General features: G+C 61.8%; 17 protein-coding genes, 1 tRNA gene and 1 rRNA gene. 8 read left to right on the forward strand and 11 right to left on the reverse strand.

The features are described from left to right. Window positions 1-4 precede the first annotated feature (4 nt). Both ACVDHI_RS11585 and ACVDHI_RS11590 read right to left on the reverse strand, forming a co-directional pair. Window positions 5-319 carry a putative signal transducing protein gene (locus tag ACVDHI_RS11585; RefSeq protein WP_010672587.1) on the reverse strand — a complete coding sequence of 105 codons (315 nt, stop codon included), beginning with the start codon at window positions 317-319 and terminating at the stop codon, window positions 5-7. Window positions 320-591: 272 nt separating this feature from the next. Beyond that, window positions 592-1494 carry a LysR family transcriptional regulator gene (locus ACVDHI_RS11590; protein WP_010672586.1) on the reverse strand — a complete coding sequence of 301 codons (903 nt, stop codon included), beginning with the start codon at window positions 1492-1494 and terminating at the stop codon, window positions 592-594. A gap of 97 nt (window positions 1495-1591) precedes the next feature. Here ACVDHI_RS11590 and ACVDHI_RS11595 point away from each other — a divergent pair, with 97 nt between their 5' ends. Together ACVDHI_RS11595 and ACVDHI_RS11600 are read left to right on the forward strand one after the other, a co-directional pair. Further along, window positions 1592-2644 carry an HlyD family secretion protein gene (locus tag ACVDHI_RS11595; RefSeq protein ID WP_039040403.1) on the forward strand — a complete coding sequence of 351 codons (1053 nt, stop codon included), beginning with the start codon at window positions 1592-1594 and terminating at the stop codon, window positions 2642-2644. After that, window positions 2644-4197: a DHA2 family efflux MFS transporter permease subunit gene (locus ACVDHI_RS11600; RefSeq protein ID WP_042864576.1), complete on the forward strand. Its 1554-nt coding sequence runs from the start codon at window positions 2644-2646 to the stop codon at window positions 4195-4197. The genes ACVDHI_RS11595 and ACVDHI_RS11600 overlap by 1 nt, the downstream gene beginning before the upstream one ends. A gap of 60 nt (window positions 4198-4257) precedes the next feature. Here the strand turns inward: ACVDHI_RS11600 and ACVDHI_RS11605 are convergent, their stop codons facing one another. Next, a complete protein-coding gene (locus tag ACVDHI_RS11605) occupies window positions 4258-4884 on the reverse strand; it encodes a lysoplasmalogenase (RefSeq protein ID WP_039040401.1) in 627 nt (208 codons plus the stop codon). 172 nt (window positions 4885-5056) lie between these two features. Here ACVDHI_RS11605 and ACVDHI_RS11610 point away from each other — a divergent pair, with 172 nt between their 5' ends. After that, on the forward strand, window positions 5057-5215 hold the full coding sequence (locus ACVDHI_RS11610) for a hypothetical protein (RefSeq protein ID WP_005332188.1): 159 nt from the start codon (window positions 5057-5059) through the stop codon (window positions 5213-5215). Window positions 5216-5303: 88 nt separating this feature from the next. Here the strand turns inward: ACVDHI_RS11610 and ACVDHI_RS11615 are convergent, their stop codons facing one another. The 6 genes from ACVDHI_RS11615 to ACVDHI_RS11640 form a co-directional block, all read right to left on the reverse strand. Further along, on the reverse strand, window positions 5304-7868 hold the full coding sequence (locus tag ACVDHI_RS11615; RefSeq protein WP_405694856.1) for a TRAP transporter permease: 2565 nt from the start codon (window positions 7866-7868) through the stop codon (window positions 5304-5306). 87 nt (window positions 7869-7955) lie between these two features. Next, window positions 7956-8927, reverse strand: coding sequence for a TAXI family TRAP transporter solute-binding subunit (locus ACVDHI_RS11620; protein ID WP_029313514.1), 972 nt, complete (start codon window positions 8925-8927; stop codon window positions 7956-7958). Window positions 8928-9474: 547 nt separating this feature from the next. Next, entirely contained in the window at window positions 9475-11640 is a 2166-nt protein-coding gene (locus ACVDHI_RS11625; RefSeq protein WP_053288048.1) for a S9 family peptidase, read from the reverse strand. Between the two features lie 288 nt (window positions 11641-11928). Beyond that, complete coding sequence (locus ACVDHI_RS11630; RefSeq protein WP_277856389.1) at window positions 11929-12360, reverse strand: DUF411 domain-containing protein; 432 nt, start codon at window positions 12358-12360, stop codon at window positions 11929-11931. A 45-nt stretch (window positions 12361-12405) separates the two neighbouring features. Then, entirely contained in the window at window positions 12406-12729 is a 324-nt protein-coding gene (locus ACVDHI_RS11635) for a hypothetical protein (RefSeq protein WP_039040397.1), read from the reverse strand. Between the two features lie 76 nt (window positions 12730-12805). After that, window positions 12806-13528 (reverse strand): SDR family oxidoreductase, encoded by a 723-nt coding sequence (locus tag ACVDHI_RS11640; protein WP_167825695.1) that lies wholly within the window; start codon window positions 13526-13528, stop codon window positions 12806-12808. Window positions 13529-13668: 140 nt separating this feature from the next. Between ACVDHI_RS11640 and ACVDHI_RS11645 the strand changes: the two genes are divergently transcribed. The 5 genes from ACVDHI_RS11645 (at window position 13669) to ACVDHI_RS11665 (ending at window position 18753) form a co-directional block, all read left to right on the forward strand. Continuing rightward, window positions 13669-14511: a LysR family transcriptional regulator gene (locus ACVDHI_RS11645; RefSeq protein WP_042015287.1), complete on the forward strand. Its 843-nt coding sequence runs from the start codon at window positions 13669-13671 to the stop codon at window positions 14509-14511. 59 nt (window positions 14512-14570) lie between these two features. Continuing rightward, entirely contained in the window at window positions 14571-15170 is a 600-nt protein-coding gene (locus ACVDHI_RS11650) for an NAD(P)H-dependent oxidoreductase (protein WP_010672574.1), read from the forward strand. Between the two features lie 70 nt (window positions 15171-15240). Then, window positions 15241-17097, forward strand: coding sequence for a monovalent cation:proton antiporter-2 (CPA2) family protein (locus ACVDHI_RS11655; protein ID WP_103858882.1), 1857 nt, complete (start codon window positions 15241-15243; stop codon window positions 17095-17097). Beyond that, complete coding sequence (locus tag ACVDHI_RS11660) at window positions 17094-17480, forward strand: SirB2 family protein (protein WP_042864580.1); 387 nt, start codon at window positions 17094-17096, stop codon at window positions 17478-17480. Before ACVDHI_RS11655 ends, ACVDHI_RS11660 begins: the two co-directional genes overlap by 4 nt. A 286-nt stretch (window positions 17481-17766) precedes the next feature. Further along, complete coding sequence (locus ACVDHI_RS11665; protein ID WP_029313511.1) at window positions 17767-18753, forward strand: helix-turn-helix transcriptional regulator; 987 nt, start codon at window positions 17767-17769, stop codon at window positions 18751-18753. Between the two features lie 1279 nt (window positions 18754-20032). Here the strand turns inward: ACVDHI_RS11665 and ACVDHI_RS11670 are convergent. Further along, window positions 20033-20109: transfer RNA gene (locus ACVDHI_RS11670), tRNA-Asp, on the reverse strand. Between the two features lie 94 nt (window positions 20110-20203). After that, window positions 20204-20318 (reverse strand): 5S ribosomal RNA (gene rrf / locus ACVDHI_RS11675). Between the last annotated feature and the right edge of the window lie 140 nt (window positions 20319-20458).

Here is a 20458-nt window from a genome sequence, read left to right on the forward strand (position 1 = left end):
GCGTTCAATGATCCTGGGGATCGTGATGGCAGCGCCAGCAGATATCGAAGTTGGCGCCGTTCTCCTCCCCGCACTGACCGCACAGCCAGCCGTTGCCCTGGCGCTGCTGATAACGCTCGATGATCCGGCCCGCCCGCTGACGATCCCGCTCGTTCACCATCAGGGTCACTTGCAGCAGATCCACCGGCAGCTCCCCGAGCGCGCCGGAGAGCCCTTCGCCGCTGAGGCGCACCCTGACTCCCTCTACCTCCAAGGCCCCTTTCAGGGCATGCGCCTCCAGGGAGTGAGAGGCGCGATACAAGTTAATCCACTGATCCATACGTTGTCCTCGAAACCCTTGCCAGTGCCATCATCACCAGCACTACCATCATTCCAGGGCGAGCATCTTCCGGGAGTGAGATGCCCGATACAGATTCATCCACCGCTCCATACGTTGTCCTCGAAACCCTTGCCAGTGCCGTCATCACCAGCACTACCATCATTCCAGGGCGAGCATCTTCCGGGAGCGAGATGCCCGATACAGATTCATCCACCGCTCCATACGTTGTCCTCGAAACCCTTGCCAGTTCAATCATCGCCGCATCGGGCTCTTCACAGCAGCTTGTCGATACCGTAAGCCGGGCCGTTGGCCACCAGAAAATCGATGAATGCCCTCAGCTTGCGCGGCATCAGGCGCCGCTCGGGAAACAGCAGGTAGATGGGTACCCTGGGTTGCTGCCACTCCGGCAGCAAGGAGACCAGCGTCCCGTTCGCCAGCTCATCATGGCACAGCATGGCGGGCAGGGAAGCCAGCCCCAGCCCCGCCTTCGCCGCCTCCCTGGCACAGGTGATGTTGTTGACCTGGAAGCGGGACGGGGGATCCACCAGCACTTCGCGATCATCCAGCTCGAAACACCAGTGCGAGGCGAGGAACCCCGTGCTGACCGCGATCCGCTCGTGATGCACCAGATCGGCGGGCCTCTGGATCACCGGGTGGCGCGCCAGATAGTCCGGGCTGGCGCACAGCAGCCGCTCGGTGCTCCAGAGACGCCGCGCCGCCAGGTTGGAGTCGCTCATGTCGCCGACCCGCACGATGGCATCCAGCCCCTCGCTGATGGGATCCACGATGCGGTTTGTCAGCTCCAGCTCCACCTTCATGCCCGGATAGGCTTGCAGGAAGTTCGCCACCAGCCTGCCCACCACCAGCTGTCCCGTCTCGATGGGCACCGCCAGCTTGAGGGTCCCCGTCACCTCCTGCTGGCTGGCACTGAGCATCAGCTCGGCCTGGGCCAGCTCCTCCACCGCCTTACTGCAGCGTAGATAATATTGTTCACCGGCTTCCGTCAGGGTGAGCTGCCGGGTGGAGCGATAGAGCAGCCGCGCGCCGAGACGCTGCTCCAGCTCGGCGATGCGGCGGCTCACCGTCGCCTTGGTCATGCCCAGCTCCTGGGCAGCAGCGGTAAAGGAGCCCTTGTCGACGATACGAACGAGGATTAAGGCAGCATTCAGGTCCATTGTTTCACCAGTGAAACTGTATATCTCATGAATGGATACTAATCGAAACAGTTGCACGATGTTAGCCTGCCCGCCACAGTTCAGGAAAACCAATATCATGAGTCAACACAAGAAGATCCCCCTGCTGGCCGCCCTGGTGCTGGCCCTGCTCGGCCTGCTGTTTGCCGGTTACTGGTATCTGCATGGCCGCTACTTCGAGAGCACCGACAACGCCTACCTGCAAAGCGAGGTGACCGGCATCGGTTCCAAGCTCTCCGGCTACATCAGCGAAGTACTGGTGACCGACAACCAAGCGGTGAAGGCCGGCCAGCTCATCGCCCGGCTCGACGACCGCGAATACAGGACCAAGGTGGCGGAGGCCGAGGCCGATCTGCACCTCAACCAGGCGACGGCGGATAACCTCGCCGCCACCCGTATCCAGCAGCTGAGCCTCATCCGCCAGGCCGAGGCAAAAGTCAGCTCGGCCAATGCCGAGCAGGTCCGGGCCCAGCAGCAGGTGCGCCGGGTCAGCCAGCTCAATGAGCGTCACTACAGCTCCCAGGACAGCCTGGACGAGGTGCGTGCCGGCTTGCAGGTCAACCAGGCCCAGGCACTGGAGGCCAAAGCCGCCCTGCAGGCCGCCCGCGAGCGGCTGCTGGTGCTGGATGCCGAAGCCAAGCAGAACCAGGCCAGGCTGGCTTTGAGCGAGGCCCAGCTTGAACAAGCCAGGCTGGAACTCGGCTACACCGAGCTGCGAGCCCCGGCTGACGGCATCATCGGCAAGCGCAGCCTGCGGGAAGGGCTCTACGTCCAGTCCGGTATGCAGGTGGCCAGCCTGGTGCCCCTGAGCCAGGTGTGGGTCGAGGCCAACTTCAAGGAGACCCAGTTGCAGCACATGCAGCCGGGCCAGAAGGTGGAGGTGATCCTGGATGCCTATCCGGATCAACCGGTCGAGGGGATCATCGACAGCCTCTCTCCGGCCACCGGCGCCAAGTTCGCCCTGCTGCCACCGGAGAACGCCACCGGCAACTTCACCAAAATCGTGCAGCGGGTGCCGGTCAAGATCCGCATCCCGGATCCGGGCGCCCTGGCGGGCAAGCTGCTGCCCGGCCTCTCCACCGAGGTGATCGTCGACACCCGCACCCCTGATCCCGTGGTGGCCGCCCACTGATGGACGCCATACCACGCCGCAACTGGATCGCGGTCATGGGGGGCCTCATCGGCGCCTTCATGGCCATCCTCGACATCCAGATCACCAACGCCTCCCTGAAAGACATTCAGGGGGCACTCTCGGCCACCCTGAGCGAGAGCTCCTGGATCTCCACCTCCTATCTGGTGGCGGAGATGATCGCCATTCCGCTGAGCGGCTGGCTGAGCCGGGGACTGAGCGTGCGGCGCTACCTGCTGTGGACCACGGGCGCCTTCATCGTCGCCTCCGTGCTCTGCTCGTTCAGCTGGAACCTCACCAGCATGATCGTCTTTCGGGCGCTGCAGGGCTTTACCGGTGGGGCCCTGATCCCCATGGCCTTCTCCCTCATCGTCAGCCTGCTGCCGCTGCACAAGCGAGCCACCGGCATGGCGCTGTTCGGCCTGTGCGCCACCTTCGCCCCCGCCATCGGCCCGACCCTGGGGGGCTGGCTGACGGAGCAGATGTCCTGGCACTACATCTTCTATCTGAACGTGCCGCCCGGCCTGCTGGTGATGGCCATGCTGGCCCACGGACTGGACAGGAAGCCGGTGGACTGGGAGGTGATCAAGCGGGTGGATCTCATCGGTATCCTCACCATGGCGGTGGGTCTCGGCCTCTTGGAGGTGGTACTGGAGGAGGGCAACCGGGAGGACTGGTTCGGCTCGAGCTTCATCGTGCGGCTCACCGTCATCTCGGTGGTGGCCCTGGTGTTCTTCGTCATCAGCCAGTTGCTGCGCCGCCACCCCCTGGTCAACCTGCGGCTGCTGCACAACCCGCGCTTCGCCCTGGCCTGCTTCGCCTACCTGGTGCTCGGCATGGGGTTGATGGGCTCCATCTATGTGCTGCCCCTCTACATGACCCAGATCCACAACTACAACGCCCTGGAAATCGGTGAGGTGCTGATGTGGATGGGGCTGCCCCAGTTGCTGGTGCTCCCCCTGGTGCCCAAGCTGACCCACAAGATAGATCCGCGCTATCTGGTGAGCTTCGGCTTTCTGGTCTTCGCCATCAGCTGCTTCATGAACGTGAACATGAATGCCGACTACGCCGGGCCCCAGCTGATCCAGTCCCTCATCGTGCGGGCCCTGGGGCAGCCCTTCATCATGGTACCCCTCTCCCTGGTGGCGACCGCCAGCCTGACGCCGGACGAGATCCCCTCCTCCTCGACCCTGCTCAACGTGCTGCGCAACCTGGGGGGCGCCTTCGGCATCGCCATCATCGCCACCCTGATCGACAACGACACCCGGACTCATGTCAGCCAGATCGGCAGCACCCTGGCCGCCACCAGCATCGAGGGGCAGGCCTATCTGATGCAGCTGGCCCAGACCATGATGGCCCAGGGAGCCGGGCCGGAGCAGGCCCAGTTGCAGGCCCGGGCCATGCTGTCGAACACCATCAGCCGCGAGGCGGCCATCATGGCCTACAACCAGGTGTTCTACGTGATGGGTATCTTCCTGCTCGTCGCCAGCGCCCTGATGCTGCTGCTCAAGCAGCCGGCCCCGAGGGCCCCTGACGCAGAACCGGTCGAGGCGTGAAAGGTGGGGATCACATAGCAAAACGGGCCAGAAGGCCCGTTTTTCATGGCTGCCCGCCGGTCAGCCCGCCAGGGAGGCGGCGATCAGGAATTGGGCCGCGAAGTAGCTGCTCATGATCCAGGCCGTGGCATGGGGGAAGGGGCGGCGGAAGCGGTCCAGTGCCAGCATGCTGTCGGAGAAGAGGAACATCAGCGCCCCCACTAGGGCGGCGGCGCTGCCGGCAGTGAGAGAGGCATGCCAGGCACCGGCAGCCACCCAGGCCATGGCGATGATCACCAGCATGTAGCAGAAGACGGGGATCCTCATCTCGCCGAGCTGGCCCCACAGGAGCCCGAACACCATACCAGCCACCAGCAACAGCAGCAGGCCGTCCACCAGCTTGAGCACCAGGGGCCCCTGGGCGAAACCGACGATGTAACAGAGGTGAGCGACAAAAAATGCCGCCAGCCCCTGGATGAAGCGATCCCGTGGCAGCATCAGCAGCACGTCCCCCGCCAGCGACAGGCAGAGACCGAGCAGGATCCAGGCGTGGGAGCCGTTGTGATCGTCACCTTGGTAGCCAAACGCCAGGGCGATGATGAACAGCATGGTCAGGGGCTTGCTGATGTAGAACTGACGGGAGTCTGAGCCGTAAGCCGCGCGGATGTGCCACCAGCCCGATGCGATGATCAAGAAACTCAATAACATGCCCTGCTCCTCACCGGCTGCTCGCCCTGGGGCGGCAACCTCTTTAGTGCCCGCAAGAGTAGCAAATTCCCCCGGCCAGTGGCAGAGGCTGAAGCAGATGGCACCCTACACCTAAAGTCTAATTGCCCCCATCCCCGCCCTCGGGCATAAGAGACAGCTCTGGAGGATCACCATGGAAGACGCTATGACCAACTACCTGCCCGCTATCGACATCATGATGTGCCATCTTGGCATCAGCTTTGAACAGGCCTGCGAGCAGCTTGGCCTCAGCCCGCAGGAGCAGCAGACCCTCGACCAACTGCAAAAACAGAAGCAGACCCAGTCCAACTGATGCCCTGGACTGATGGCCCGAAGCGGCCGGCATCACAGTCCAGCATAAAAAACGGCGCCCGAAGGCGCCGTTTTTTATTGGGTGATGATCAGGGTCGAGCGACCCGGCGGCGTTGCAGCCAGACCACGGCCCCGAACAGCAGGAAGCCCGGCAGCCACATCAGCTCCTTGGGCCAGCGCTCGGTGGGCGCCTTGACGCTCAGGATCTGCTGATCCATCTCCAGCCCCAGATCGGCCGCCTGGCTACCGAAGGTGACGGTGTCGATCAGGATCTTGCCGTCCTGCTCATAGGTCTGGATCCCCAGCTTGGTCAGACGATCCTCACCGCTCGCACCATCCGGCACCGGCAGCAGCACGGTGAAGCGGCGCAACTTGCCCACCGCATCTTCCCCTTCCATCCGCAGGCGCAGGGTGCTCTCGGCCTCCACCTGCCCCATGGTCTGGACCAGCTCGGCCGGGGCGGTGTCGCGATACGGGTCGTGCAGCAGATCCATCCAGAAGCCAGGACGGAACAGGGTGAAGGCCACCAGCAGCAGCAGCACGCTCTCGTACCAGCGGCTCTTCACCAGGAAGAAGCCCTGGGTGGCGGCAGCGAAGATCAGCATGGCGATGGTGGCCACGAAGAAGATCAGTACGCCGTGGGCGAAGTCCACGTTGATGAGCAGCAGATCGGTGTTGAAGATGAACAGGAAGGGCAGCGCCGCGGTACGCAGGCTGTAGTAGAACGCCGTGATCCCTGTCTTGATGGGGTCGCCCTTGGAGACGGCGGCCGCGGCGAACGAGGCCAGCCCCACCGGCGGGGTCACGTCCGCCATGATGCCGAAGTAGAAGACGAACAGGTGAACCGCGATGAGCGGCACGATGAGGCCGTTCTGCTGACCCAGGGTGACGATCACCGGCGCCAGCAGGCTCGATACCACGATGTAGTTGGCAGTGGTCGGCAGCCCCATGCCGAGGATGAGGCTCAGCAGGGCGGTGAGGATCAGCATGAGCAGCAGGTTGCCCATGGAGAGGAACTCCACCAGATCCGCCAGTACCAGGCCGACGCCGGTCTGGGAGACGGCCCCGACGATGATGCCGGCAGTGGCGGTGGCAATGCCGATGCCGATCATGTTGCGGGCACCGGCAATCAGCCCCTCGCGCAGGTCCACCACGCCATCGGTGAAGGAGCCGTAGTCATGCTTGCCGTCGGTGCGCAGCCAGTTCAGCAGCGGTCGCTGGGTCAGCAGGATGATGATGAGCATCACCGACCCCCAGAAGGCCGACAGCCCGGGGGAGAGGCGCTCCACCATCAGACACCACACCAGCACCACCACGGGCAGCAGGAAGTGCAGGCCGGAGAGCAGCACGGCGCGGGTCTCGGGCAGCTCGTCCAGTGGCTTGTCCGGGTCTTCCGCCGGCAGCGGTGCGTTGCTCGCGGCGATCTTCAGCAGTCCCAGGTAGGCGACGGCCAGCAGCACGCTGATCCCCGGCAGGGCATAGTCACCCAGCACCGGCTTGAGCCAGCCCAGACCGTAGTAGACCGCTATGGAGAGGCCGCTGATGAGGGCGGCACCGAAGGCGAAGCCGGTCAGGCGACGCAGCCAGGGGCGCGGCTGACGGTTGCCGATGGGCTGCATCCCGAGCTTGAGCGCCTCGAGGTGCACGATGTAGAGCAGGGCGATGTAGGAGATGGCCGCCGGCAGGAAGGCGTGCTTGATGATCTCCACATAGGGGATGCCCACGTACTCCACCATCAGGAAGGCCGCAGCCCCCATGACCGGCGGCATGATCTGGCCGTTGACCGAAGAGGCCACTTCCACCGCGCCGGCTTTCTCCTTGGAGAAGCCGACCCGTTTCATCATGGGGATGGTGAAGGTCCCCGTGGTCACCACGTTGGCGATGGAGGAGCCGGAGATGACGCCGGTCAGTGCCGAGGCGACCACGGCCGCCTTGGCCGGGCCGCCGCGCAGGTGACCCAGCAGGCTGAAGGCGAGCTGGATGAAGTAGTGGCCCGCACCGGCACGCTCGAGCAGGGCGCCAAACAGCACGAACAGGAAGACGAAGCTGGTGGAGACCCCGAGGGCGATGCCGAACACCCCTTCGGTGGTGATCCACTGGTGGTTGGCCAGCGCATGCAGGCTCACCCCGCGGTGGGCCAGCAGGGAAGGCATCCAGGGACCGGCCAGGCTGTAGGCCAGGAAGACGATGGCGATGACCGCCAGGGCCGGGCCCAGGGCGCGGCGGGCCGCTTCCAGCAGGAGCGGGATGCCGACGCAGGCCACCGCGAAGTCCATGGTGGTCAGGTTGCCGGGACGCTGGGCAAGCTCCTGGTACATCACGAACAGATAGCTGGCGACGGCGGCACCGACGAGGCCGAGGGCGATGTCGGCAAGGGGAACCCTGTCTCGCGGTGAGCTGCGCATGGCGGGGAACACCAGGTAGGCGAGCAGGATGGCGAAGGCCAGGTGAATCGAGCGTGTTTCAGTGTCGTTGAGGACGCCGATGCCGAGAGAGAAGGGCAGCGGCGAGGCTATCCAGAGCTGGAACAGGGACCAGATCAGCGCAAGACCCGCGATGATCCAACTCATGGGGCCGACGGGCAGCCTGGCGCCGACGTCCTGGGCGATCAGCTCCTCGGCCGAGAACGCCTCTTGTTGTTGTGTTTGCTGCATAGTGTGACTCTGTAGGTACTGCAATAAATGAGACTCGCTCCCCCGAAAGAGGAGCGAGTCCGGGGCACATCCGAAGACGCAGCCGGATTACATCCAGCCACGTTCCTTGTAGTAACGCACAGCGCCTTCATGCAGCGGAGCGGAGAGACCCACCTTGATCATGTCGGCTTCCTTCAGATCCGCGAAGGCCGGGTGCAGGCGCTTGAAACGGTCCAGGTTGTCGAACACGGACTTAACCAGCTGGTAGACCACTTCAGGGTCAGCCTTGGCGCTGGTGGAGAGCACCGCCTTGCCACCGATGGACGGGGTCGGGTTCGGGCTGCCCTTGTAGAGACCGCCCGGGATCTCGGCCTTGCTGTAGTAGCTCTTCTCGGCCAGCAGCTTGTCGATCTCGGGGCCGGTGACCGGCACCAGCACGGTGTCCGTGGTGGTGGAGGCTTCCTGGATGGCGCCGTTCGGGTGGCCGACGAAGTAGCTCATGGCGTCGATGTTGTTGTCACCCAGGGCAGAGGCCTGCTCGGCGGGTTTCAGTTCGGAGACCAGGCTGAAGGCGGACTTGTCCCAGCCCTTCACGGTCATGATCTCTTCAAAGGTGTCACGCTGACCGGAACCCGGGTTGCCGATGTTGACGCGCTTGCCCTTCAGGTCGTCGAAGCTGGCTACCTTGGCGTCCTTGCGGGCCAGGATGGTGAACACTTCGCTCTGCAGGGAGAAGACGGCGCGGATGTCATCCATCGGACCTTCGGCCTTGAACGGCTCGACGCCTTTCATCGCCTTGTACTGATGGTCGGACTGCATGATGCCGAAGTTGAATTCGCCGGAGCGGATGCCGTTGACGTTGGCAACACCACCGCCACTGGCCGGGGCGTTGCACTTGATCTGGTGATCGGCGGCGCCGCGGTTGAGGAAGCGGCAGATGGACTGGCCCGCCACGTAGTAGACGCCGGTCTGACCGCCGGTGCCTATGGTCACGAAGCGCTCCTGCGCTTGCACCGGACCACCAAACGACACACCGACCAGAGCCGCCGACAAGGCGCACGCCAAGGATAATCCTTTCATGTTCTTCATCCTTTTCATTGATTTATTTCACCCGTTTCCCGGGAGAATATGAGACAGACCCGCATCAAGACTGGGTTCGCCTATACGACCTCGTACGAGGAAATGGTCGAGCGGCACGCGCCCTTCCAGAAGCCACCATCATCCTGCGGTGAGATAATCAGCGTCATGCCGATCGGAGGTGATCTGACCAGAAACGGGTCAGTTCAAAAGCATTAACGCTCCGATTAAGCACATAACACCAACATAAATCAAACAAAACAGCAAAATGGCGGATTTAAATAGCGAGAAGTTTGAAGCGGATCATTCATTTCTCAAGGGCTGATTAATTACATGAACTATCAAAGGGAAGCAATAAAAAACACGCCCAGATTCTTTCGCAACCCTTGACTGGCAAGGATTAGAAACCTGGTCCGTTATATTGCGAAATGCATACTGAACAGCATAAACACGACGTTAATGACGTTTTTGTCGCCAAGATGCAAAAACCCCGATCCGGGGCTGCCGGAACGGGGTTTGGTAACAAGCTGATTTCATTTGGGCCCGGCCATCACGCCTTGCTGCCAGCCAGCTCCAGAATGAAGGCGAACTCCAGGGCGATGTCCTCATAGGCCTTGAAACGGCCCGACTTGCCGCCATGACCGGCCTCCATGTCGGTGCTGAGCAGCAACTGGTTGTCGTCCGTCTTCAGCTCACGCAGCTTGGCCACCCACTTGGCCGGCTCCCAGTACTGCACCTGGGAGTCGTGCAGCCCCGTGGTCACCAGCAGATTCGGGTAGGCCTGGGCCTTGACCTGATCGTAGGGGCTGTAGGCCTTCATGTAGTCGTAGTAGCGCTTCTTGTTCGGGTTGCCCCACTCGTCATACTCCCCTGTGGTGAGGGGAATGGACTCGTCCAGCATGGTGGTGACCACGTCGACGAAGGGCACCTGGGCCACCACGCCGCGATAGAGCTGGGGCGCCTGGTTGATGACGGCCCCCATCAGCAGACCGCCGGCGCTGCCCCCCATGGCATAGACCTGATCCCTGGCGCCGTAGCCTTGCGCCACCAACGCCTCGGTCACGTCGATGAAGTCGTTGAAGGTGTTCTGCTTCTTGAGCAGCTTGCCCTCTTCATACCAGGTGCGGCCCAGCTCCTCGCCACCCCGGATATGGGCGATGGCGTAGACGAAACCCCGGTCCAGCAGGCTCAGGCGTGAGCTGCTGAAGTCCGGGTCCATGCTGGCGCCGTAGGAGCCATAGCCGTAGACCAGCAGGGGATTGGTGCCTGCACCACCCCCTGCCTTCTTGAACTTGTCCTTGCGATAGACCAGCGACACCGGCACAGCCACGCCGTCACGGGCGGTGATCCAGAGCCGCTCGCTGGCATATTGCGCAGGCACGAAGCCCGCCACCGGCTGCTGCTTGAGCAGAGTCCGCTTGCCGCTGTCCATGTCCAGCTCGTAGGTGGAGGACGGCGTGGTCATGGAGGAGTAGCCATAGCGCAGGGCGCTGGTGTCCGGCTCCGGGTTGTAGGCAAGCCAGGTGACATAGGCGGGATCGTCGAAGGCGATCTCCTTCTGTTCGCCGCTCTGCCAGTTGACCTGACGCAACCGGGTCAACCCCTGGCTGCGCTCCTCCAGCACCAGCCAGTCCCTGAACAGGGCATAGCTCTCCAGCAGCACGTCCGGATTGGGGGCGATCACCGCCTTCCAGCGATCCACCGGGCTCTCCTTGGTCTCATAGAGGCCGAAGTTCTTGCCGTCCTTGTTGGAGCGCACATAGAAGCGACCGCGGTAGTGATCCAGGCTGTATTCGTGATCCACCTGACGGGGCAGGAACAGGCGTGGCGTCTGGCCCGGCACATTGGCATCAATGAGGCGCGCCTCGCTGGTGGTGGTGCTGGAGAGGGAGATGACGATGAAATCTTCCGAGGTGGTGGCGTAGAGGCTCACATAGAAGGAGTCGTCCTTCTCCTCGTAGACCAGGATATCCTTCGCGGGGTCCGTGCCCAGCTCGTGGCGATAGACCTGGTAGGGCAGCAGGGTCTTGGGGTGCTTGCGCACGTAGAAGACCGTCTTGCTGTCGTTGGCCCACACCAGGTTGCCGGAGGTGTTCTCGAGGGTGTCGGCGGCCCAGGCGCCGCTCTCCAGATCGAGGAACTGGATCCTGTATTGACGGCGGGAGAGATAATCTTCCGCCACCGCCAACCAACGGTTGTTGCGGCTCACCTCGAGCGCCCCCAGGGCATAGAACTCGTGGCCTTCGGCGCGCTGGTTGCCATCCAGCAGCAGGGTGGGCGCCCCGTCCCCTTCCACCTTGCTGCGGGAGTAGATGGCGTACTCCTTGCCCGGCTCGTAACGGGTCTGATAGCGGTAGCCGTTCTTCACATAGGGGACAGACTCGTCCTGCTGGGGAATGCGGGCCACCATCTCCTTGTAGAGCTGCTCGCGCAGCGGCTTGATCGGTGCGAGCATGGCCTCGGTGTAGGCATTCTCGGCCTTAAGATAGTCCAGCACCTCGGGCTTCTGCCGCTCGTCGTCACGCAGCCAGTAGTAGTTGTCGACGCGCGTGTCCCCGTGTTTTTTCAGGGTATGGGGGTGCTTGGCAGCCACCGGGGGGACAATGACAGGCTGGGTGGAAGTATCGCTTGTAGGCATGGCGGACTCTTCGTTGGCATGGGAACAGGGTGCAGCAAGCAGGCAAGCCAGCAGCAGCCCCCGGGAAAAGGTGAACATGTCGCATCCTTTGCGCTGTCACAGGGCCGCCCCTCCCGCTGGTGCTGCACGCATCCAGACGGCACACCGGCAGGCAGTGGGAAAAGCGTCCCTGAGAAAATAAAAATTGGCGATCAATCTGCCCCTTGTCGCCCGGGGTTGCAAGGGCTCCCCGGACATTCCCCCCCAAATCGACGAAAAAGGGCCGCCATCTCGCGATGGCGGCCCTCCTCCCTGACCGTGAGCGACACGGGTTCGCTCAGGTGTGCCTCACATGATGGAAGTGTGTCTGCTCACGGTCAGCATCCATCAGCCGGGGTAGCTCGACCAGACTTTGGTCGCGCCCTCGTCACTGATGCTCAGCACCTGATAGGGCTGCCCCGGAATATCCATGCCCGGCGCACTCTGGGGCATCCCCGGAATGGTCAGACCGCGGATCGCCGGTTTTTCCTTGAGCAGCTTCTGCACGTCGGCAGCGGGCACATGCCCCTCCACCACATAGCCATTCACCACCCCGGTGTGGCAGGAGGCCAGCTGCGGGGTGATGCCATGCTGCTGCTTGATCGGGTTAAGCTGCTCGGTTTCCACGACCTTGACCTCAAAGCCGTTCTCTTCCATGTGCTTGATCCAGGTCTTGCAGCAACCGCAATACTGGGACTTGTAGACGGTCATCTGCCCGGTTGCCAGAGCAGAAAAACTGACGGTACCGGCCAGCACGGCCAGTAACAGGGACTTGTACATATCTCACCTCGGTTAAGAAGAAATGCCCGTAAAGGGAAACTCGACTCAGCCGTGGTGACGGGGCGGACGCTCGAGACGCTCCAGGGGCGCCTCCGGCATGAACAGAGAGGGAGAGAGGAATGTCGGCCTGTCGGGCTCAAGCCGGGCAACCGTCAGGCTGTCGCTGGTGAGCACCGTCATGGCGAGCGCCGAGGTGAAGCTGCCGCAGGGCATGGCTTTTTCCAGGGTACGCTCGCTCTGGCTGCAATGGGGCGTCAGGGTACAGAGATCGGTGGCCGCCCGGCTGCCAAACGACATCAGCACCAGCACCAGACTCCACAGTGGGAGCCAGCGGCGGGCGCGAGCGAGTTGGCGACGGGTCAGGACCATGAGACGACTCAATGACGAAAGAGGGCCTATGGTAACCCTTGGCCCAGGGGGAGGGTCAACCCCTCCCCCGTCTGCATCAGGGTTGCTGGCGGGTGGCCGCCAGCACGATCTCCCGCACGCAGACGTTGGCCGGCTGGAGCCAGGCGTAGAGCACGGCGTCGGCGATCACCTCGGGTGCAATGACGCCTCCCATCTGATCCTTCCAGTCGTGATAGCCCGCCTTGATGCGCTCGTCCGTGGTGTGGCTGAGCAGCTCGGTCTCCACCGCGCCCGGAGCGATGGTCACCATCCGCACGCCGACATCGGCCACCTCTTCCCGGATATTTTCGGTCAGGGCGTGAACGGCGAACTTGGTGGCGCAGTAAGCGGCATGGTTCGGGAAGGTCTTGCGACCGGCGATGGAGCTGATGTTGATGATGGTGCCGCTGCGGCGGGCCTTCATGCCGGCCAGTACCGCATGCACGCCATTCAGAACCCCCATCACGTTGATGTTGAGCATCTGCTGCCACTCGGCGGGATCCTGCACGTCGGCCTGTCCCAGCAGCATGACGCCGGCATTGTTGACCAGACATCCCACCGGGCCGAATTGCGCCTCCGCCTGCGCCACGGCGGCCTTCATGGCGGCGGTGTCGGTGACATCGACCCCGATGCAGAGGGTATCGGGCAGGTTCAGCGCCTGCATGGGCTCGACCCGGCGGGCCAGCAACAGCAGCGGATGGCCGGCGGCGGAGAAGGCGCGGGCAATGGCGGCACCGATCCCGGCGGACGCGCCGGTGATCACCACGAGGGACTTGGACATGGAGTTTTCCTTCTGATGCGTTGAAATGGGCGTCAAACAAGGGCTGGCCAGCACGGGACCCAGTCACTATAGTCGCTACATCCATCGGCGATAAATATAGTTTTCCGCTGGTTATCATCTGAATTAACTATGGTATCCCCATGCTGGACCTGAGATTGCTGCGCTTCTTCATCGCCATCTATGAAGAGAAGAACATCACGGCGGCGGCAGCCCGCTGCCACGTGAGCCAACCCTCCCTCTCCGCCGGCCTTCGCCAGCTCGAAGAGAGCCTAGGGGACAGCCTCTTCATCCGGGGCAAGAAGGGGGTGGAAGCGAAGGATCCGGCCCACTATCTCTATCCCCACGCCGTCAAGCTGGTGGAAGAGGCGCGTCGCCTGCCGACCCTGTTTCGCCAGAAGGCGACGCGTGCGAGACTCAACATGGCCATCATGCCCGACCTCAGCCGACGTCGGCTGGCGGGATTGCTTCGGCGGGTGCAGGGGGTGCTGCCCGAGTTGGATCTCACCCTCTCCGATTACGGCACTCCGGCCGACTGCCGACTGACCCTGGATGCCCTGCGCCGGGAGGACGAGATCTTCCTGCCGCTCTGGGAAGAGGAGTACGTGCTGTGCGTTCCCAGGGGACACCCTCTTGCGGGCAGGGCGCGTATCGAGCTGGCTGAGTTGCAACATTATGATTTTATTGAGTGCCCACCCTGCGAAGCCCATCAGCAAACCATAGGCCTGCTGGCCTGTGACCGGCTCACCCTCAATCTGGTGGCCAAGGCCGAGAGCAAGGGGCTGGTGATGGCGCTGGTGCTGGCCGGGGTGGGCATCAGCTTCCTGCCCGACGGGCTGGTGGAGGACGAAGCGGGCCTGTGCACCCTGCCCGTGAGCGGCCCCCGGATGTTCCGCCGCATCGGCCTCTGCTACCCCGCCCACCAGACCCTGAATCCGGCGCTGCGCGCACTGATCCCGGAACTGGCGGGCCAGGGAGCTTCTTGATAACGTTTCAGCTCACAATCTGTCGCATGTGCCGGCAGCAGACCCTCTTCAGGAATCCCATGAAACGCATTCTGGTCATCTTTTCACACCCGGCGCTGCAGAGTTCCCGGGCCAACAAGCAACTCCTGCACGCCATCGAGGGGCTGGAGGGGATCACCCTGCACGATCTCTGCCAGCGCTATCCGGACATGTTCATCAACGTGAAACGGGAACAGGCCCTGCTGGCGGAGCACGACATCATCGTCTTCCAGCACCCCTTCTACTGGTACTCCTGCCCGGCCATCATGAAAGAGTGGATGGACCTGGTGCTGGAGTACGGCTATGCCTACGGCCCCGAGGCCCACGCCCTCAGCGGCAAGCAGTGGCTCAGCGCCATCACCACGGGGGGCGGCCCCGAATCCTACTGCCGCGCCGGCTACAACCAGCGCCCGCTGCTCGACTTCCTGCTCCCCTTCCAGCAGACCGCACAGCTGTGCGGCATGCGCTGGCTGCCCCCTTTCGTGCTGCACTCCTTCCACAAACTCGAGGATCCCGAGGCGCTGCGCCGCTGCGGCCAGGACTATCGCCAACTGCTGTGCGCCCTGCGTGACGAGCAGCTGACCCCGGCCCAGCTGGCCGAGAGCCCCTATCTGCGCGATCTGCTGGGGGTACTCCCATGACACACACTCGATCCGGGCGCAGGCCCGGCCAGCCCTCACCGGCATTCATCATGTTAAGGAGGAGCCGCTGATGGGACATGGATTGCTGTTTGATGCCCTGATCTACCTCTCGGCGGCGGTGATCGCCGTCCCGCTGGCCAAGCGGTGGGGGCTGGGCTCCGTCCTTGGCTACCTGCTGGCGGGGATCATCATAGGTCCCTTCCTGCTTGGTCTGGTGGGCGAGCAGAAAGACGTGATGCACTTCGCCGAGTTCGGGGTGGTGCTGATGCTGTTTCTGGTCGGTCTGGAGCTGCGCCCGGCCCTGTTGTGGCAACTGAAAGGGCCCATCCTCGGCACCGGTGGTCTGCAGGTGCTGCTCACCAGTGTCGCCCTGACCGGGGTGGGTTATCTTTTGGGTCTTCCCTGGCAGCAGGGGCTCGCCATCGGTCTCATTCTTGCGCTCTCCTCCACCGCCATCGTGCTGCAGAGCCTGCAGGAGCGCAAACTGATGCAGAGCGAGAGCGGCCGCTCCGCTTTCGCCGTGCTGCTGTTCCAGGACATCGCCGTCATCCCCATCCTGGCGATCCTGCCGCTGCTGGCCATTGCACCGGTCGCCAGCAGCGGCAGTTCGGAGCTGGCAGGCTGGCAGCACGGCCTGCTGGTGGTGGCCGCCATCGCCGGCATCGTGCTGGGTGGCCATTACCTGATGCGGCCGGTGTTTCGCGCCATCGCCCAGTCCCACATGCGGGAGATCTTCGTCGCTGCCGCCCTGCTGCTGGTGATCGCCATCGCCGTGCTCATGGAATCCGTCGGTCTCTCCCCCGCCCTCGGCTCCTTCCTCGCCGGCGTGGTGCTGGCGGACAGCGAATACCGCCACGAGCTGGAAGCAGACATAGAGCCGTTCAAGGGGCTGCTGCTCGGCCTCTTCTTCATGTCGGTGGGTGCCGGCATCGACTTCAGCCTCTTTGCCGCCCATCCCCTGTTGATCCCGGCACTGGTGATCGGTCTGATGGTGCTCAAGTGGCTGGTGCTGATGGGGCTCGGCTTTGTCATTCGCCTCTCCCCGAACCAGCGCTGGACCTTCGCCCTGGCCCTGGCCCAGGGCGGGGAGTTCGCCTTCGTGCTGTTCTCGTTCGCCGCCCAGAACAAGGTACTGCCGGGCAGCACCATCTCACTGCTGACTCTGGTCGTCGCCCTCTCCATGGCGCTGACACCGCTGCTGCTTATCCTCAACGATCGGGTGATCCAGCCCTGGTTCGACTACCGCAACCAGAGTGACACCCCCGAACATGAACAGCCCGAGCTGGTGGAACACCCGGTCATCATCGCCGGCTTCGGTCGCTTCGGTCAGATAGTGGGGCGTCTGCTCCACGGCCATGGTATTGGCACCACCATCCTGGAGCAGGATGCCAGCCAGATAGAGATGCTGAGAAAGTACGGCTACCAGGTGTTTTATGGGGATGCCAGCCGACTCGACCTGCTGCACGCGGCCGGCGCCCACAAGGCCAAACTCCTGGTGCTCTCCCTCAATGACCCGGCCACCTCCCTCGAAGTGATCGAGATGGTGAAAAAGCACTTCCCGCACCTCAGAATACTGGCCCGTGCCCAAGACAGACCCCATGCCCACGAGATCCTGCGCCACGGGATAGACAGCGTGCACCGCGAAACCCTGGGGTCGGCCGTGGATCTTGGGGTAGAAGCACTCACCCTCTTGGGATTCAGGGCCAATCAGGCCTGGCGTGCGGGGCAGATGTTCAAGCAGTATGACAACCGGCTGCTGCGGGAACAGGTCAACTACCTGGACGACGAGCACACCTATATCAACAAGAGCCTGCAATACCGCGACATCCTCTCCGACCTGCTGCAAGACGATCAGGAAGGACAGGAGCGTACCCACGCCCATCAATGGAACAGCGGTCTGCCCGACAACAACAAGGAAGCAACATGATTGCCTATTACCCCATGCTCAAACACCTTCACATGACCCTGGCCCTGGTCAGCCTGCTGCTCTTCCTCTACCGCTGGAGCCTGGCGCTGGCGGGCAGCGGGCGGCTGCAACAGAAATGGTTGAAGGTGCTGCCCCACATCAACGACACCTTCCTGCTGCTGTTTGGCGTGCTGCTGGCGGTGACCCTGCAGATGAGCCCTGGCCAGCAGCCCTGGTTGATGGCCAAGCTGATTGCCCTGATGATCTACATCGGCCTGGGCGTCATGGCGCTCAAGCGCCCTGCCCGCGGTCAGAAGCTGGTGGCCGGAGTAGCCGCTCTCGCAGTATTCGGCTACATGGTGGGCGCAGCCATCACCAAATCAGCCTGGTCCTGGCTGGCATAACGACGTGTCGAGGTGGGGGCCCGTCCCCCACCTCCTTCCCACCTCCCCCTCCTTACTGCTTCCATTTCCTTCCTGTCACCCTGGTCGCGAGCATCCTCGCAAGGCTCGTTTTCAATAAAAAAAGGGCTCAAACAACCCCTTTTACTTGTTGTTTTGTTTTATTTATCAATGACTTGCTTCTTCATGTATGAAAATGGCGACAGTTGTCGCAGCAAAACTTGCGACATAGACTGTCGCAGGCCATGGCTAGGATACACTCAACGCTAAACCAGTGAAGGCATGCACCATGAGTAAGAAGCTGTTACGACAACTGACCTTGGCGCGTTGCATCCCGCACCGCCCTTACAAGCTGACCGCCAGCCAACTCCAGGTAAAACTGGAAGAGGAAGGCATTCACGTCAGTCTCCGTACCGTGCAACGGGACCTGGAAGAGATGTCCGGCATGGGACTGTTCGACCTCACCTCCGATGAGCGCAGCAAGCCTCATGGCTGGTGCTTCGAGCGCCATGGTCTCAATGACTTTGCCAACATCATGCCGCTCTCGCTGGCAGTGGCCCTGAAAACCTGGAGCGACCAGGCAAGCCAACTGTTGCCGGCAAGCGTGCTGACCGAATTGAACCCGCTGATCGACAAGGCTGGTCAGGTGATCCGCGACAGCCAGAGCGAACTGGCCGAGCGCTGGCTGGAGAGCGTGCACCAGTCACCTCGCCCCTTCGCCGGCAATCCGGAGATCCGCCGCAGCACCCTGATCCGCGACGCCCTCTGGCGTGGCCGCAAGTTCAGCGCCGAGATCCAGCGTGTCATCAAGGAGCGTACTGTCTGGCTCTGCTATGACCGCATCAATCCCCTCGGCATCCTGAACCAGCCCGATGGCCCCATCCTGCTCTGTACCCTCTCCGAGCTGGATCCCAAGGTCTACGGCATTCCGTTCGATCACATCAAGAACGTGGAGTTGACCAACTTCAGCGCGACCCAGCCGAAGGACTTCAATATCCAGAAGCTGATCCGCGACCAGGGTTATCAGGACGTCAGCGGTCCGATCCGCTTCGTCGGGCGCATCGATGCCAACTGCCCGACCCTGATCGATGGACAAATCCCGGGACATAACCCGCGTATGACCCGTTACGACAAGCGCAGCGTGGTGGTGGAGACCGAAGTGCAGGATACGCCCGAGTTCCGCTCCTGGCTGAACAACATGAGCGGCAACCTGGAGGTGCTTGCACCCGAATCACTGCGCAAGGCCTACCCGACTCCTGGGACAAGGGTCAGCTAAAGAAACCAGCAGACAATACAAAGCCGAGATTTATCTCGGCTTTTGTCTACTTTTAAAGCATAAGTATTCAATTAATTTTGAACTCTTACACCCCTGATTGAAGCGGCTGTACCATCGTTTTCCTACCGATTTCTGCTTGTAAGAGATCTGCCATTCCCCCTGTAAGACCCCTCAGTGTTGAACCGTACGTGAAGCCATCCCGCACTGGGTATGCTTTCCATGGAAACTATATAACATACTGATAATAATGAACAATATCCCACGCCAATCCATTTCTGCACCGCATGTCACGGAACCCAAGCCGAATGCACACCTTGTTCGAGCCCGTAATTGCCTTAGTATGGGTCTCACAAGGACGAGCTGATTCGGCAGGATGCAGAAACAGCGCATAAACAAGGAATAGCCTGCAGGATGTGGGCAAGGAACACCTCGGGATGGGGTTGATAGCCAGGATGGTTATCACAAGGATCGACAGGACAACCGCAGGATGCGGTAGTTGGATACCTCGGGATGAGGTTGAGTGGCACGGATTGTCGCTCATCAAGGATGAAAGGACACCGCAAGACGCGGTCAGGAACAGCTTCAAGATGAAGCGTGATAGCCAGGATGGTTATCAGTCAGGATGACGCAGGAACACCACGGGATGTGGTAATGGACACCTCCAGGAAGGAGAGGGTGAAGCAATCAGGACAGATTGCCAGGCTAGGAAGGCCACAGGACACCCCAACGGATTGGGAAGGGGAATTTCCAAAGGAAAGGATAGCGTCAAGGATTGCAGGGAGCATGGCAGTTCAGGGAATGGACGAAATGACTTGAGGGGACAGCAGATGCTGTCCCCTTTTCTTTTACATCAGAGAATGGAATCAGCCTGAGGATCCTGCCCACATCACGCCATCCGCATCACTGATAACCTGTTTGTATACCCACCAGAGGCAGCCACAGTAGCGCACCTTGCCTTTCCTCCGCCCTCCCTCATCTATACTCAGTGATATCCACTAGGCCCCCAGAGTGCAGCAGATCAGCCGCGGCCAACCAGCCAGAGTAATCCTGGCGACTGATTCCAGGTAACAATGGCCACTGGCTTCTGCTCCGCCAGGCAGATTGGAACTGTCTATAAGTGTGACCACGAATGAAGCGTGGATGCCATTCGGCAAGGCGGAGATGGTCGTGTAGGGAAATGAGGATAACCCGGCCAAGCCACCTGGCACTGAGGATGAGGGATTGGGTAAATGTCAGAAAGCAAAAAGGCCTTCCCGTCAGGGAAGGCCTTTCAATTTAGTGGCGGAGCGGACGGGACTCGAACCCGCGACCCCCGGCGTGACAGGCCGGTATTCTAACCGACTGAACTACCGCTCCGCATTCGGTTAGCTTTCGCTAAATCTTTTGCCGCTTATTCTGAGGTGTCATCCTCGCAGCCGGTCATGTCTTTCACATCACCGTTTAATTGGGTGCCTGGCAGTGTCCTACTCTCGCATGGCGAATGCCACACTACCATCGGCGCTACAGCGTTTCACTTCTGAGTTCGGCATGGGGTCAGGTGGTTCCACTGCGCTATTGCCGCCAGGCAAAAATCTTCAATCTGAAAAAGCTGATTTAGTTACTCGTTCTCGGTATCTGCTACAAGCCTTAGAACACTTCTTGGGTGTTGTATGGTTAAGCCTCACGGGTAATTAGTATGGGTTAGCTCAACGTATCGCTACGCTTA

It is taken from the genome of Aeromonas sp. 25-248 (assembly GCF_053005425.1).